This is a genomic window from Oscillospiraceae bacterium (assembly GCA_035353335.1).
Lineage (GTDB): Bacteria > Bacillota > Clostridia > Oscillospirales > JAKOTC01 > DAOPZJ01.
Genome location: DAOPZJ010000041.1, coordinates 1 through 13,545, shown reverse-complemented (window position 1 = coordinate 13,545; position 13,545 = coordinate 1). Strand labels below are relative to the sequence as shown.

The 13,545-nt window shown below is 50.4% G+C and carries 12 protein-coding genes; 4 read left to right on the top strand and 8 right to left on the bottom strand.

Features of this window, described 5'->3' with window-relative positions; translation table 11 throughout:
• On the top strand, nucleotides 1-642 hold a 642-nt coding region (locus PKH29_09025; protein HNX14982.1), incomplete at its 5' end, for a phospho-sugar mutase.
• Between the two features lie 127 nt (nucleotides 643-769).
• Here PKH29_09025 and PKH29_09020 read toward each other — a convergent pair.
• Complete coding sequence (locus PKH29_09020; protein ID HNX14981.1) at nucleotides 770-1,465, bottom strand: MgtC/SapB family protein; 696 nt, start codon at nucleotides 1,463-1,465, stop codon at nucleotides 770-772.
• Nucleotides 1,466-1,684: 219 nt separating this feature from the next.
• On the opposite strand from PKH29_09020, the gene PKH29_09015 reads away from it, so the two are divergent.
• Both PKH29_09015 and PKH29_09010 read left to right on the top strand, forming a co-directional pair.
• Nucleotides 1,685-3,241 (top strand): ABC transporter substrate-binding protein, encoded by a 1,557-nt coding sequence (locus PKH29_09015; GenBank protein HNX14980.1) that lies wholly within the window; start codon nucleotides 1,685-1,687, stop codon nucleotides 3,239-3,241.
• Nucleotides 3,242-3,362: 121 nt separating this feature from the next.
• Nucleotides 3,363-4,922, top strand: a complete 1,560-nt coding sequence (locus PKH29_09010; protein HNX14979.1) for a hypothetical protein — start codon at nucleotides 3,363-3,365, stop codon at nucleotides 4,920-4,922.
• A gap of 12 nt (nucleotides 4,923-4,934) precedes the next feature.
• Here the strand turns inward: PKH29_09010 and PKH29_09005 are convergent, their stop codons facing one another.
• The 7 genes from PKH29_09005 to PKH29_08975 all read right to left on the bottom strand — a co-directional run bounded on the left by PKH29_09005 (nucleotide 4,935) and on the right by PKH29_08975 (nucleotide 12,455).
• Nucleotides 4,935-6,164, bottom strand: a complete 1,230-nt coding sequence (locus PKH29_09005; GenBank protein HNX14978.1) for a hypothetical protein — start codon at nucleotides 6,162-6,164, stop codon at nucleotides 4,935-4,937.
• Nucleotides 6,165-6,417: 253 nt separating this feature from the next.
• Nucleotides 6,418-6,798, bottom strand: a complete 381-nt coding sequence (rplL, locus tag PKH29_09000) for a 50S ribosomal protein L7/L12 (protein ID HNX14977.1) — start codon at nucleotides 6,796-6,798, stop codon at nucleotides 6,418-6,420.
• A 47-nt stretch (nucleotides 6,799-6,845) separates the two neighbouring features.
• Nucleotides 6,846-7,385 (bottom strand): 50S ribosomal protein L10, encoded by a 540-nt coding sequence (rplJ, locus tag PKH29_08995; GenBank protein ID HNX14976.1) that lies wholly within the window; start codon nucleotides 7,383-7,385, stop codon nucleotides 6,846-6,848.
• A 215-nt stretch (nucleotides 7,386-7,600) separates the two neighbouring features.
• The gene (locus PKH29_08990; GenBank protein HNX14975.1) at nucleotides 7,601-9,613 is read right to left on the bottom strand and encodes a hypothetical protein; all 2,013 of its coding nucleotides are present in this window, start codon (nucleotides 9,611-9,613) and stop codon (nucleotides 7,601-7,603) included.
• Nucleotides 9,588-10,496 (bottom strand): ABC transporter ATP-binding protein, encoded by a 909-nt coding sequence (locus PKH29_08985; protein HNX14974.1) that lies wholly within the window; start codon nucleotides 10,494-10,496, stop codon nucleotides 9,588-9,590. Before PKH29_08985 ends, PKH29_08990 begins: the two co-directional genes overlap by 26 nt.
• A gap of 70 nt (nucleotides 10,497-10,566) precedes the next feature.
• Nucleotides 10,567-12,081 carry a hypothetical protein gene (locus tag PKH29_08980; GenBank protein ID HNX14973.1) on the bottom strand — a complete coding sequence of 505 codons (1,515 nt, stop codon included), beginning with the start codon at nucleotides 12,079-12,081 and terminating at the stop codon, nucleotides 10,567-10,569.
• Complete coding sequence (locus PKH29_08975; protein ID HNX14972.1) at nucleotides 12,078-12,455, bottom strand: GntR family transcriptional regulator; 378 nt, start codon at nucleotides 12,453-12,455, stop codon at nucleotides 12,078-12,080. The genes PKH29_08980 and PKH29_08975 overlap by 4 nt, the downstream gene beginning before the upstream one ends.
• A 255-nt stretch (nucleotides 12,456-12,710) precedes the next feature.
• Here PKH29_08975 and PKH29_08970 point away from each other — a divergent pair, with 255 nt between their 5' ends.
• Nucleotides 12,711-13,508, top strand: coding sequence for a sugar phosphate isomerase/epimerase (locus PKH29_08970; GenBank protein HNX14971.1), 798 nt, complete (start codon nucleotides 12,711-12,713; stop codon nucleotides 13,506-13,508).
• Nucleotides 13,509-13,545: the final 37 nt, after the last annotated feature.

Below are 13,545 nucleotides of genomic sequence, written 5' to 3'. Positions count from 1 at the left end.
GACGCGATCGGCGCGCATTACGGTGTTGAAATCCGAAACGTCTTCACCGGATTCAAATACATCTGCGGCGTCGCAAGCGAGATGGAATCGCGCGGCGAAGCGGACCGTTTTTTGATGGGCTTTGAGGAGAGCTACGGCTACACCATCGGCTCCCATGTGCGCGATAAGGACGCGGTCGTATCGACGATGTTCGTCTGCGAAATGGCGGCTTTTTATAAAAAACAGGGCAAAGACCTGCTCGACCGTCTTGCAGAGCTTTATGCGCAGTATGGCTGCTACCGCAGCAAGCAAAAAGCGTATGTCTTCGAAGGTGTCGACGGCATGGACACGATGGCGGCCATCATGAAACGGCTGCGCACAGAACCGCTCAAGGAAGCGGGCGGTGAAAAAGTCGTCGGTATGACCGATTATCTTTCGGGCGTAGAAACCGATTTCAGAACCCGCAAGACCCGCACGACCGACATGGAATCATCCGATGTGCTCTCTTATCTGTTCGAGGACGGCACCCGTGTGATTGTGCGCCCGTCGGGCACCGAGCCCAAATTGAAAACCTATTTCCTGCTCAAAAAATCGACCTTCCCGTTGGCCGACGAAGCCACGGAAAGGTACGAAAAAGATTTTGAAAGATTGATAAACGGGTAGGGAATGGTCTTCGAACCGTGTTCGATAACCATCTCCGAAACGCCGGCTTTTGCCGGCGTTGTTTTATTATGCGCGTGTTTTAATAATCCGGAACGGTCAAGACCGTTCCCTTGCAATGATATTATTTTCACGCTGTTTCGATTGCAAACGAGACCCCCTCGATTTTTGAGAGTTCGTGCAGGCATTGCTGCTTATTTAAATCACACCCGGCGACGAGCTTGGCTTCGATGCCGAGGTAGTTCGGCATTCCGCTCTTGGCAGGCCGGACTTCGATATTCGAAATTTTATAGGACTGCGACGCCATCCGTTCGAGAATCTCGTTCAGGCGGTCGGCGTCTTTGATTTCGACATAGACGGATAAAACGCCTTTTTTCTTTTTGAATCTGCGCTCAAGCCGCTGCAAAAAGCCGATGGCGAAGAAAGCCAGCGCGGTGCAGACCAGAGCGCCTTCGTAAAATCCCGCGCCGAGCGCGACGCCGATCGCGGCGGTCGTCCAGATGCCCGCCGCGGTGGTCAAGCCCTTGATATGGGAGTTTCCGGTGACCAGAATCGTACCGACACCTAAAAAACCGATGCCGGAGATCACCTGAGAGGCAACGCGCAGCGGGTCGGAAGACAGGTCAAATGTATTCATGGCGAAAAAGCCCGTCATGGTCGCCATCACGGCGCCGAGGCAGACGAGGATATGCGTTCGGATACCCGCGGAACGGCCTTTGAGTTCACGTTCGGTGCCGATAAGGCCGCCGCAGAGAAACGCCAGCGCCAGCCGGATCAATACCGTCCAAAGATTAAAATCCCTTAAAAATCCGATAACCTCTTTCAAAAAAGCTCCCCCCGTTTCCGTAAGGTCACACCGTTCTTATCCGTCGCTTAATTATAGCATATTCCAGGGTCCGGTGCAAACAGATAAAAGCCGGTAAATTTATATTGGTAATATTTTATAAACATGTATTGACATGATATGGAAGATATGTTATATTAACTGTACCAACGCATGTAATACAGAAAAGAATTAAAGGGACCCCGAAAGGAGAACGGAACCATGAAAAAGATTTTTACGGCCTTATTATCGATGCTTGTCTGCGGTGCATTGCTGCTGGCCGGCTGCGGAAACCCTTCCGCCGCGCTGCCCGGCGAACTCTTCGGGAAAAACCTCGATGTACCCGACGCGCTGAATCTGCTCGTCCCGAGTTTTTTCTCGAACAGCCAGGCCGATACTGCCGGCTTGAAACGGGAATGGCTCGACGCGATGTCCGTGCGGTACGGTGTCAATATCAATATTCTCACAAATGAGTATAAAGACGGACAGCGCGTCAGCGATGTGAATTCACAGATGTACAGCGCCCTGTACGGAAAATCCGCCTTCGCGGGTCTGATTTATGTCAGCGGTTACGATACGCTGGTCAGAGCCATTCAAAACGGAACAGCTGTCGCGCTCGATGATTATCTCGCTGACAATCCGGCTTGGAAAGCCCTGCCCGAAGACATCAGATCCATGTATCTGGTGGACGGACATATCTACGCGGTCCCTGCCTCCTGTTATTGGGATATGTATGCGCGCAGCGTCTACACCGATTCTCTTACGCAGACCGGAATCCAAGTGACCGATCTCAATTCGCTGCGTGAGTACGCCCTTGCGCTGAAGCAGGCAGGAACCTATGACTATGCCATCGGCTCAGCCGGTACGGACGGGTTGGGCGATATTTTGAACGCTTTCGGCTTATATGCCGACGGTTACAGCGGACATCCGTTTTCCTATGACCCCGGCGAGGACAGCGTCGTGGACTTTCTGACCAAAGATTCGTCGATTTCGGCGCTGAAATATCTGCGCGAATTGTATGCCGTCGGAGCGCTCAAGCTGATTCCATATAATAAAACTTCCAACCCGTATAATAATTTCATAAGCGGAGAAAGCGCCACCAATTATGACGAATATACGATCGATGAAAAATATACCGAAGTCCTGACCCTGAATCCGGCATATCCACAGCTGCTCCGCTGCGGTATGTCCGGGTACATCATGACAAAAGACACTCCGCAGCCCAAAGAGACGGTCAACTTCTTCGTCAGCATGCTGTTCGGTTCCGAACAAAACTACCTCGACTGCTCGCTCGGTCTTTCCGACAACTATGTTCTGAACAGCGACGGAACCATCACGCTGAAATTGGAAATTAACGAAGACGGCGGTGTGGATAATTTCGCGACGCCCGGATTGGTCGGAACTCTCCCCGGAGCGTTTCCCCATTCGAATCAAAGATACGATTTGGAACTCATCGGCAATCCCACGGCTGAACTGACCGCGTCCATTGAAAAATCGAAACAATTTCTGGCCGCAATCGACGACGCCGTTAAAAAAGGGAGTGCCCTCAAAGTTCCGGTTTCCTACCGTCAGATTCACACGTCGAAATTTTATGATAAAAAATCCGACATCAATTATTTGTTCGCCAATTGCATCAAGGACGCCATTACCGCCGAAAATTGGACGGTTGAGGAGATCGTGAAACAATATCGATTGGATATGCTAGGGCTCGGTGGCAACGCCATGCTCGACGAGATGAACTACGCCATCGGAAAGAAGACCGCGTATTACTACGGGTAATTTTTTGCAAGTATAAATTTTAGAGTGTAAAACGTAAAGTGAAAGTCATGAACGGTTAGCAGTTAAAGTGAACAGTGATAAATTCTTGAAAATGTAAACGCACGCGAAAGGAAGTATCATTATGAAAAAAACGCTTAAACTGGCCGGTTCAATACTGTTATGCGCTGCCATATTACTTGGCGGCTGCGCATCGGCACCTTCAACTTCGTTGCCGAATGAGCTGAATGAACCGAACAACAAAGGCAATCTCATGGAGTTCAATATGATTGCTCCCTCGTTCTTTTTGAGCACCGAAGACGTCAACAGCGCCGCTGAAAAGGATGTGTGGCTGGAGGAGGCCTATCTGCGTTTCGGCGTCCGCTTCAATATCGTCTCAGACTCCTATTCCGCCAAAGATAAAAAATACAGCAGCGAGGCATCTTATCGGCGCTATAAAGTGCTTTCCGGCGCAGAGAGATACACCGGGTTTGTGGCTGTCAATATGTCTCAATTGTATACGGCGGTTGACAAAGAAAACGCAACACCGCTCGAGGATTATTTATCAGATAATCAGACCTGGAATGCGCTGCCCCAAACCGTAAAAAATGCATTTCTCATCAACGGGCATATTTATGCGATTCCGGCGTCCTATGCAAAGACGCCGAAAGCTCGCGCCGTAACCGACAGCGCGCTCGCGCTGACCGGCATCACGGTCACAAACCTCGACTCTCTGAAGGACTTCGCCCTCGCCTATCAGCGAAAGACCGGGAAATCTGCCATCAGCTCCGACGGGCTTGCAAATCTGGACGACATTCTGAGTGCATTCGGGCTTTATACCGGCGAAGACTCCGCTTTCCCGTTTGCGTATGATCCTTTGGCTGACTCTATTGTGGACTTTTTGATTAAGGGAGAGGCCGTCACGGCATTTGAGTATCTGAGGGAGCTGTATAACGCGGGCGCTTTGAAAATCAATTTTGACACTTCTTCCATAACTGCGCCCGGCGATTTTAAAGACGGGACTTGTGAATCGTATTACGGCTATTATCAGGATTACGAAAACTGCACCGAAGTGCTCACGCTGAACCCCGAAAATCCTCAAATGGTGTATACAAAGAGCGACGGTTATATGCTCACCAAAGACACACCGCAGCCAAAGGAGACGATCAATTTGCTCGTTGATATGCTGTTCGGCTCAGAGCAAAACTACCTCGACTGCTGGCTCGGTTCGTCTGACAATTACAGCAAAAATTCCGACGGGACTTTCACCGTGAAGAAAATCCGCATCTCAAGCACAAGTTACGCAATCCCCGCAATGCCGAACCTCGTTTCGTACATCCCGGATGTTTTCCCATGTTCGAAATCGGGAATTTCATACAGCCAAAACGGCATTGCCGGCAAACCGGAAACCGGCCCCAACCAATTTCCCGCCGTATACAACGAACTTGTCTCGAAAAGCAAAGTCCGGGCGACATGGGACCCCTGGAAAATGACTCCGACATCGGCTTATTTGTATTCGTTTCAAAATGATATTTTTACGCTTTATAATACATGCATCAAGGATGCCATCACTGATAATTCCCGAACCGTCGGACAAATTATCAAAACGTATAAAGAGGGCATGCTAAATCTCGGCGGCAACACGCTTATCGATTTGATGAATGCTTCGAACAGCAAGCATGCCGTGTATTACTATTTCAACTGATAAGATTATATTTTAATATCTGTGTTCAATCTCCTCACGCACAATCTGCGTCCACCGGATGATACGATTTGTATCTCTGCCGACGGTTTCGACGTCTTTAAGCGTGATATCGAATTTGCACCCATTCGCGTCAAAGATGTCAAACGTCTCGCGCAGATTTTTGCGCACGAAGTTCTCATCGAGCCCGTAAGAGACCGCTGATGACGGATTCGGGCGCCATGAAATGATATACTCCCCGCCGATCTGCCCGGCGCATTTTCTCACGTCGGCATAGGGGGACACGGAAATTCTCCGGAGGTTCTTCAACGTTTTGAGCACCGGGATATCGCGCGTCAAATCCTCGCAGCAGCCATAGGCCGCAAGCCCGTACCTCTCTAAAATCGGCTTTTGATAGTCGAACATAAACTCCTTAAAAGCCTCAGGCCCGACCGCTGTGAATTCCTGCGATGCCACATAGCCCCATAACTCGCTCGGTTTTACCGGACTTTTACCTGCCTGCGGGGGTTTCAATTCCTCGGCATACGGCATCGCCTGATTCTGGTGGTTGATCAACCGGAATCCGTTCGCGGCTTCGGTCTGGTCCATGTGCATCAAAATCTTGCTCTGCATGAAAGACAGCATCCGATGCAGCCATTCAGGGCGGTCATAAATATCCCACATCAATTGTTCAAGGCCCCGCAGCTTGCCCAAAATCGTGGAGATGTCGTTATTCCACATGCCGCATAAAAGCCCCTGACGGTCGGCTTCAACGTCTAAAATGCCGCCCACGACGTCATACAGGCGGTCATATTCATTTGCTGTCGCTTGTTCATCGACTTTGTAGTCGGCGACTTGAAGCTTTTCGATATCGCTTTCTTTTATGACAGAGGGCTTAAAAGCAGCACATTCGCCGGGCGCTTTTTCGCCCATCTCGGCGGGAAGGCCATAAACGCCGTTCGGCGCGCTGGAAAGGACCGCGCGCACGGTCAAAAACGGCTCGATAATATAGTCGTCGGCGATTTTCATCCGATAACGGTTCAACAAAAAGTTCTTTTCGAGTGCTCGGTAATATGTATTTTCACAGACGAGTTCTTTTTGATTCAAAAATTCGTCAAACGGAATCGCGCGGATATAGATCGGCGGGCGCGTGAAATGTAAGCTGTTATGCGCGCTCCAAAGTTTGCGCCTGCGGTTCATTTCATCGCAGTTCGCATATTCGAGTGTCTCTTTCGCAAGGTCTCTGATGCGGTTCAAGTCATTCATGATTTATCATCAATCCCTTATATTGATGATAGTATCATATCAAATGAAACGATGGTTTTCAACCAAAAAATGAAACGGCACATTGTAGGGGCGATTATTAATCGCCCGCCGCTCCGGTTCACGGGCTTATTCACCCGTCAGCTTCATTTACGGGGATTTATAATCGCCCCTACATTATGAAAACAAAAAACCGGGCATTTCTGTCCGGTTTTCGTTTTGCAGGTCAAATAATGAACAATGTAATTGTCCGTTATTATTTGATTTCGACTTTCGCGCCGACTGCTTCGAGCTTGGCCTTGAGGCCTTCCGCGTCCGCCTTGGAGATGCCTTCTTTGATCGCCTTCGGAACGGCGTCAACAAGATCCTTCGCCTCTTTGAGGCCGAGACCGGTCAGTTCGCGGACTGACTTGATGACTTCGAGACGCTGTGCGCCGACTTCCGCCAGAACGACGGCGAATTCGGTCTGTTCAACTGCTGCCGGGGCTGCGGCTGCTGCCGGGGCTGCTGCCACTGCCATCGGGGCTGCGGCGGAGACGCCGAATTCTTCTTCGAGGGCCTTGACGAGTTCGGACAGTTCGATGACTGTAAGAGCTTTTACGTCTTCAATCAGTTTGGTTACTTTTTCGGATGCCATTTTAATTTCCTCCATCAATTCATTTCTGCCGTGATTTTATCGGCAAATTACGCGGCTTCGGCCGCTTTCTTTTCCGCGATGGCGTTCAGTGCGACCGCCAGCCCGCGGATGTTTCCGTTGAGTACATTGACAAGACCCGTGATCGGCGCATTGAAGCCCGCAAGGACCTGTGCGATGAGCACTTCCTTGGACGGCAGCTTTGCCAGCGCTTTCACGTTTTCGGCGTCAATGACTTCTCCCTCGACGAATCCGGCTTTGATGACGAATTTCTCGTTTTTCTTGGCGTATTCGCAGAGGATTTTTGCCGCCGCGGTCTCACCCTGGGTGTTGACGGCGAGCGCCGTTGTGCCCGAAAGGGAAGCGGACAGTCCCGCAAGACCGGCCTCCTTGACCGCAAAATTCAGCAGAGAATTTTTGAGTACTTTGTAATGGACGCCCGCTTTGCGCAGATCCGCGCGAAGTTTGGTGTCGTCCGCGACCGTTATGCCCTCGTAACCGACCAAAACACCGGAAACGGTGCTGTTGAGCAGTTTGACGATTTCGGCGACGGCAGCCTGTTTTTCCTGCAAAATTTGATTGCTCGGCAAATGATTCACCTCCCGATAATTACTACCGTTATCCGACAAAAAAGCGACCTTCCGAAAAGTCGGAAAGCCGCCACGAAATAGCATGTGACTCTCTCCTCGGCAGGCGGTAAACCGAAGTTCCCGTTAGAGGGCCGAAGCCCAACCTGCTGTCTGCGGATAAACAGCGAAGAGATTTTACCACTGTTTTTCTGTCTTGTCAAGGGTTTTTTGCGATTTTACGAATTTTTCAGCCACTCCGGCATATGTTCATTGCACAAACTCGGAATAACAGCCCTTCCGTCTTTGTAATTTACTGTGACCGTATACTCAGTCGCAATGGTTACCAGCGGATTATACTTGACATCTTCATCGGTGATCAATGCCGATGAAAGCTCGGAGATTTTTACAGGATCGGTATAAGTCACTGAGGTGTTGTTGTCATTACGCTCGACTTCGATACTCTCAATCAACACCGGATCGACCTTCAATGCATGATTATTTATGGCATCCCAGAGCCATGTCTCGCGGATGCTCTCGTAGTAATCATAAATCGGTATTGAATAGGTTCTCCCTTTGCTGTTCCTCATTTCGATAACACCCAAAATCCGGGCGTTTTGCAGTTTTTCCGTACTGGTCAACAGTACATCCGCTCGGAGAGCGGTAATGATATCATTGATCCAACCGCCGCCTTCAGAGCCGTTGGCCTCTGCCAATTCTACCATGTAGTTGTAACTTACATCATAGAAATTAACATTCATCATATCTACATCGCCCGGCGAAAGGTCATACACACCGCTCAGAGCTGTGATGAATGCCTGATTCCCCGATCCCATCAGCAAAGCGGTCAACTCGGTTCTTTGGGATTGGTCTAACTGTAGATGATATATGCGGATAAACCCATTGTAATCAACAGCAAAAGTCATATAATCCTGCGACATGCTGACATTCACAAAACGATCCATACTCAAGTTGATATAACCGAATATCTCGCTGTGCGAATACATTTTGTCCGCATTGGAAACGGCAAACTCGGAGATTTTATAAAGCGTGTCGATCACTTCCGAATCTGTGATGGTCTCGCCGTAGGTTTTGCTTGGGTTCAAGCTGGTGTCGTTCAAGCCTAATATATACACTTTTGCTTCGGTGATATTATCGCGCGCCGGAAGCCGTGTGTCAAACGACATCGAGTCAAGGAGCAAAACCGTCATGCTAAGCCCGAAAACTGCCATAGTAATCCCATATTTCCACCAGTGGTGCAGAATATTTCGAAACTCGAATTTTTCAAGCACATTCACAAAGCAGAACACACACAGCCCGATCGCGACAGCACCGAATGCAGACCATCCCAGGGATTCGGTCGTAGAGGCGAACAGCAGCCAGCCGAAAGACATTCCAAACAGAATCAACGGATATTTGACAACGGGCAGTGCCTTTGAAAACGCAAGCGCTTTCCCGGCTGTCTCCGCGCCCCGCCTTTTTACCAGCCAAAACGCCAGTATCAACAGCCCCACCGCAACCGCAGTCCAAACGATTTGCATAATCGTATACAGTGATTCGGAATTCCCGAAAAACGGCGCAAACGGATAGAGCGAAATTAAAGCATTATTATAAGCGGTCGAGGCGTAGTAGGTCTTAAAATGCAAGCTGAAGAACATGGATACAATGCTCAATGAGCCAACTCCTATAGCGGGTGTAAATATAGCACAGAGCACCGCAATGATCGTTCGTCCGCTCAGCACACACCAGAGCGTGGTGATTGAATAAGCAACAAGAAACAATCCTACTGCCCGCAGATAGCCAAACAATGCAAACTTCATTTCAAACCCATATGCCGACGGTGTTAAAACAGTCATGATAATCGTTATCACATAAGCAGCTGTCAGCGGAATTAATACCGCCATTCCTCCGGCGGTCAGATTGGCCGCAAACAGCTTTTCACGGCGCACAGGCAACGAAAGCCACAGATCGTTTTGCGTTTTGGAATTCATAAACGCCTGCACAACACAAGCTGCTATAATCCCAGTGACGAATACCCCGATCAGCACCAAGTAATTATCATTGCCGATTAATGAGTTGACTTCACCGTAACCGTATGACTTTTGAGGCATTAAGAAACCCAACTGCATGCTCTGCAGCACCGGCAGCGCAAAGAACAATCCCGCCGACCACAGAGTCGTGAGCCAGGTCAGCTGTTTGAATCGGTGCATCGTCAATCTTCCGAACTTAAAAGAGGATGTTTTTGACGTCATAACCGCACACCTCCGTTTCCGAAATAAAGATCTCTTCGAGCGAAAGCGGCAGCAGTTCCGTAAACAGCGGCGCCATTCCGTTCACCCGCTCTGTTATGTTTTCCCGATTGCCTTTGACGGTCATCGTGACCATCGCGCCCCGTGCTTCGAATTTCATGACCTTGAACCCCTCCGCATCCGGAAAATCCGACTGCGTTTTCGGGCCCGCAAAAGCGCACTGCACCTTGTGAATGCCCAGTTTCATCGCATCGAGTTCCTGCTCGAACAATATGCCTCCCTTATGTAACAGCCCGATGCGGTCGCAGATGTCTTCGAGCTCGCGTAGGTTGTGCGAGGCGATGACCGGAGTCAGCTTGCGGTCGACCATACCCGCCGCGAAAATGCCCTTGATCGCCTGCCTTGCGACCGGGTCCAGCCCGTCGAAGGTCTCGTCGCAAAACAGATAGTCGCAGTTGCTCGATACCGCGGCGATGATCATGACCTGCTTTTTCATGCCCTTCGATAATTCGGAAATCCGTTTTTTCGGGGGCAGCTCGAAAACCGAAATCATCCGGTCATACTGCGCGCAATCGAATTTTGGATAGAACATCGTATAAAAACTTTTTACGGTCTCGGGTGTCGCGTTTTTAAAGAAATACGGTTCGTCGGGGATGAAGAAGCACCGGCTTTTCACCGCCGGATTCTCCCATACGGTCTCACAGTCGATTTCAAGCTGCCCGCCGTCGGGTTTCAGCACGCCCGCAAGCATCCGGAGAAACGTCGATTTGCCCGCGCCGTTCGAGCCGATCAGGCCGAACACCGCGCCCTCGTGCATCTCGGTGCTGACCGCGTTGACCGCGGTGCAGTCGCCGAATTTTTTGGTCAGTTGTTGGGTTGTTATCATTTCACCAAGGCCATCCTTTCGGAAGAATTGAGTTTTTGTTATGAAAGTATTTAATTGAGTTATAGAAAACTTACCCATAATAATACGCGGTTTTTTTGCCGATGGCGGCGTTCATCTCGTCGAGCATTTGATTGCCGCCGAGGTTGAGCATTGCCGCTTTGTATTCATCAATGATCTGCTGCACCGTCCAGTCGGTGGCGGTGACGGCGTCTTGGATGCAGGTGAGATAGAGGGAATCGATATCGGATTTGTTTTCGTAAAATTTCGAGATGTGAATCTGCCCGTAAGCGGCCGGAACTTTGAGCGCAAGCCCTTTCTTTACGGCGTCGTCTACGGACGCGTTGAATTGATTCATTTGTTCGAGCGCGGTTACGTATTCGGGTTTCAGAGTGCCGACGAACTCGTATTTTGTTTTTTGCTCCGAATGGAAGAAGACGCCGGGGAGAGGACCCACTAAATTCGGCATTCCGAATGTTTTCGGTTCTCCGTCTTCGGTGACTTTCAATTTCATTGTGATCGAGCCGTCGCTGTTGAGAACATAGTTATCGGACAGGCCCAGTGAGCAATCCAAATAATTTTGTTCGGAGCCGAACAGCATATTGACAAGGAAGTTTACGGTTTCTTTGGGCTCGGGCGTGTCTTTGGTCATGATGTAGCCCTTGATTGCGCTTTGGGGAATCTGAGGATAGGCGGGATTCAGCGTCGTGAGAGTTTTATTTTCATCCGACATGTTATATCCGTAATTAGCGGCGCAGATGCCGTTCGAAAAGTCCTCCTGCGCGCTTTGGCTGCTGTAATCGAAACTCATTTTGAGCGCACCCGCGGAATAGAGTTCCCGCAGGTATTCGAGCGCCGTGACGGCTTCGCCCTTGGTCAGAAAATCCACGATGCAGTCCTCGCCGGGGTCATAGGAAAACGAGTCGAATGTATCCGAATACAAGCCGTAAGCGTTGAGGATGTCGACGACCCCAGTCAAAGCGTCGGAACCGAGGACGTATTGATAATCGCCGGTCTTCATCAGCGCCAGTGCGTATTCCCGGAAGGACTTGAGATCGGTCACTTCGATACCGGTTTTGGTGAGCGAATCGGCGGCGATACTGCGTGTTCTCATCAGCCAGGTGCAGGAAGACGGGACCGCGTAAATATGGCCGTCGATCGTGTACATGGATTTGATTTCTTCGGGGAGGGCGTTCCAAACCGGATTATCGGCGAGATACGCTTCCAGCGGGACGGCGGTGCCGCTTTTGACGGCGTTGTTCAGCATTTCGCAGTTCGTCATTGTGACCATCCCGGGAAAAGAGGATCTTCCGTAAAACACCTCGCTTACCTGCGTATCTGCGGTGAAATTGAGTTCAACCCCGTACCGCGCAGACATTTTATCCAGCCATTCCTGTTTCATAGCGGCGGTGGTCTCATCGCTGTCCGAAAAAAAATAGGGTGAAAGCAGGTTTAATACTTTGGGATAATTCATGGTTTTCCCGGCGAGGTCTTTCGGCAGCGAGCTTTTGGACGAGTTTGCGCAGCCTGACAATAAGATTGCGCCGCAGATCAACAGTGAAACAAAGAATTTAAATAAGCTTTTCATAGTTGCTCCCCTCCGTTAAAATTGTCTCTGATCTCGCCGCAGACTTCCTCGCAGGACATCCCGAGGTGCTTTGCCGCCTCGACCGCCTCCCGCAGACCCGCGTGCAGCTTTTCAAGCTGAAGTTTTCGCAGCGGGTCGCTGTTTTCGGCGATGATGCTGCCGCGGCCGCGCACCGAGAGGATGACGCCGAGCCGCTCGAGCTCGGCATAAGCCTTCTGAACGGTGTTGGGGTTGATCGAGAGTTCCGTGGCAAGCGTACGCACCGACGGCATCGGGCTGCCCGGCGGCAAAAAGCCTTTCGCGGCCAGATCGATGACCTTTGCGATGATCTGTTCGTTGATCGGGCGTTTGTCGGAAAAATCGATTGCGATCAAATCCGTTTCCCCCTTTCTTGCAGCGGTACACTGTATTAATAGTACCAATACAGTTAATATATCACAGCTTTTTACGGTTGTCAACAAGTTTATGGAAATATTTCGGAAATTTTCATAAAAATCTTTTTAAAAAACGATTATATCCACAAAAAACATTGCTTTCGGGGGTAAAAGGTTTTATAATTGACCCATCACCTGACAGCGAAGTTCGGAATAAAATTTTCGAGCTTTTATGACGAAAGGACGGGTAAAAACATGATAAAACTTGGCGTCAATTCCGTGCTGTTCAAGCATTATAACTTCGCCGATGCCGCGCGCGCGGTCAAAGCGGCGGGCTATGACGGAATTGAAATCTCCGCGATCGGCGGCATGTGCGAACATTTGTCGCCCGATAACTGGAAATCGCAGAAAACCTACATAAAGAATGTTTTGGACGAGACAGGACTCGAGTTGTTATCTTCCGAAGTCGCCTCGCAGGACTCCGAACGCCTCAAGAAGGCCTTCGAAGCCGCGGCGGAACTCGGCATCCCGGTCATCAATATCGGCCCGGGCGGAAAATCCGGCAGCCGCAAGGAATTCGCAGCAACCATCGAGCGTCTGACCGCGCTCGCCGAACTCGCGGAGAGTTATAAAGTCACGCTGTGCTGCAAAGCGCATGTCGGCGGTTCGATCTACAACACCCCGACGACCCTGCGCGCCATGGCCGCCATCGATAATCCGTATTTCGGAATCGACATGGACCCGAGCCATATCCACCGCGCCGGTGAAAAGCCCGAAAAAGCGCTGGCAAAAGTGCTGCCGCGCATGAAGCATATCCACATCCGCGACTGCGTCGGTCCGGGCCCGAGTCCGGGAATTCCGGCGCTGCAGGCCTGCGGCAGAGGGGAGATCAATCTGTTCGGATATTTCAAAGCCATGGTCAAAGCCGGTTATGACGGCCCGGTCTGCCTTGAGGTCATCGGCCCCGAGCAGGATATGGTCGAAGCAACCCGCATCGCCGCCGAGAGCTACGGCTATATGAACGCCTGCCTGAAGATGCTAGAGGCAAGATAATCACGTTCGTGGTTATCCCTTTCATCATTCCGTAGGG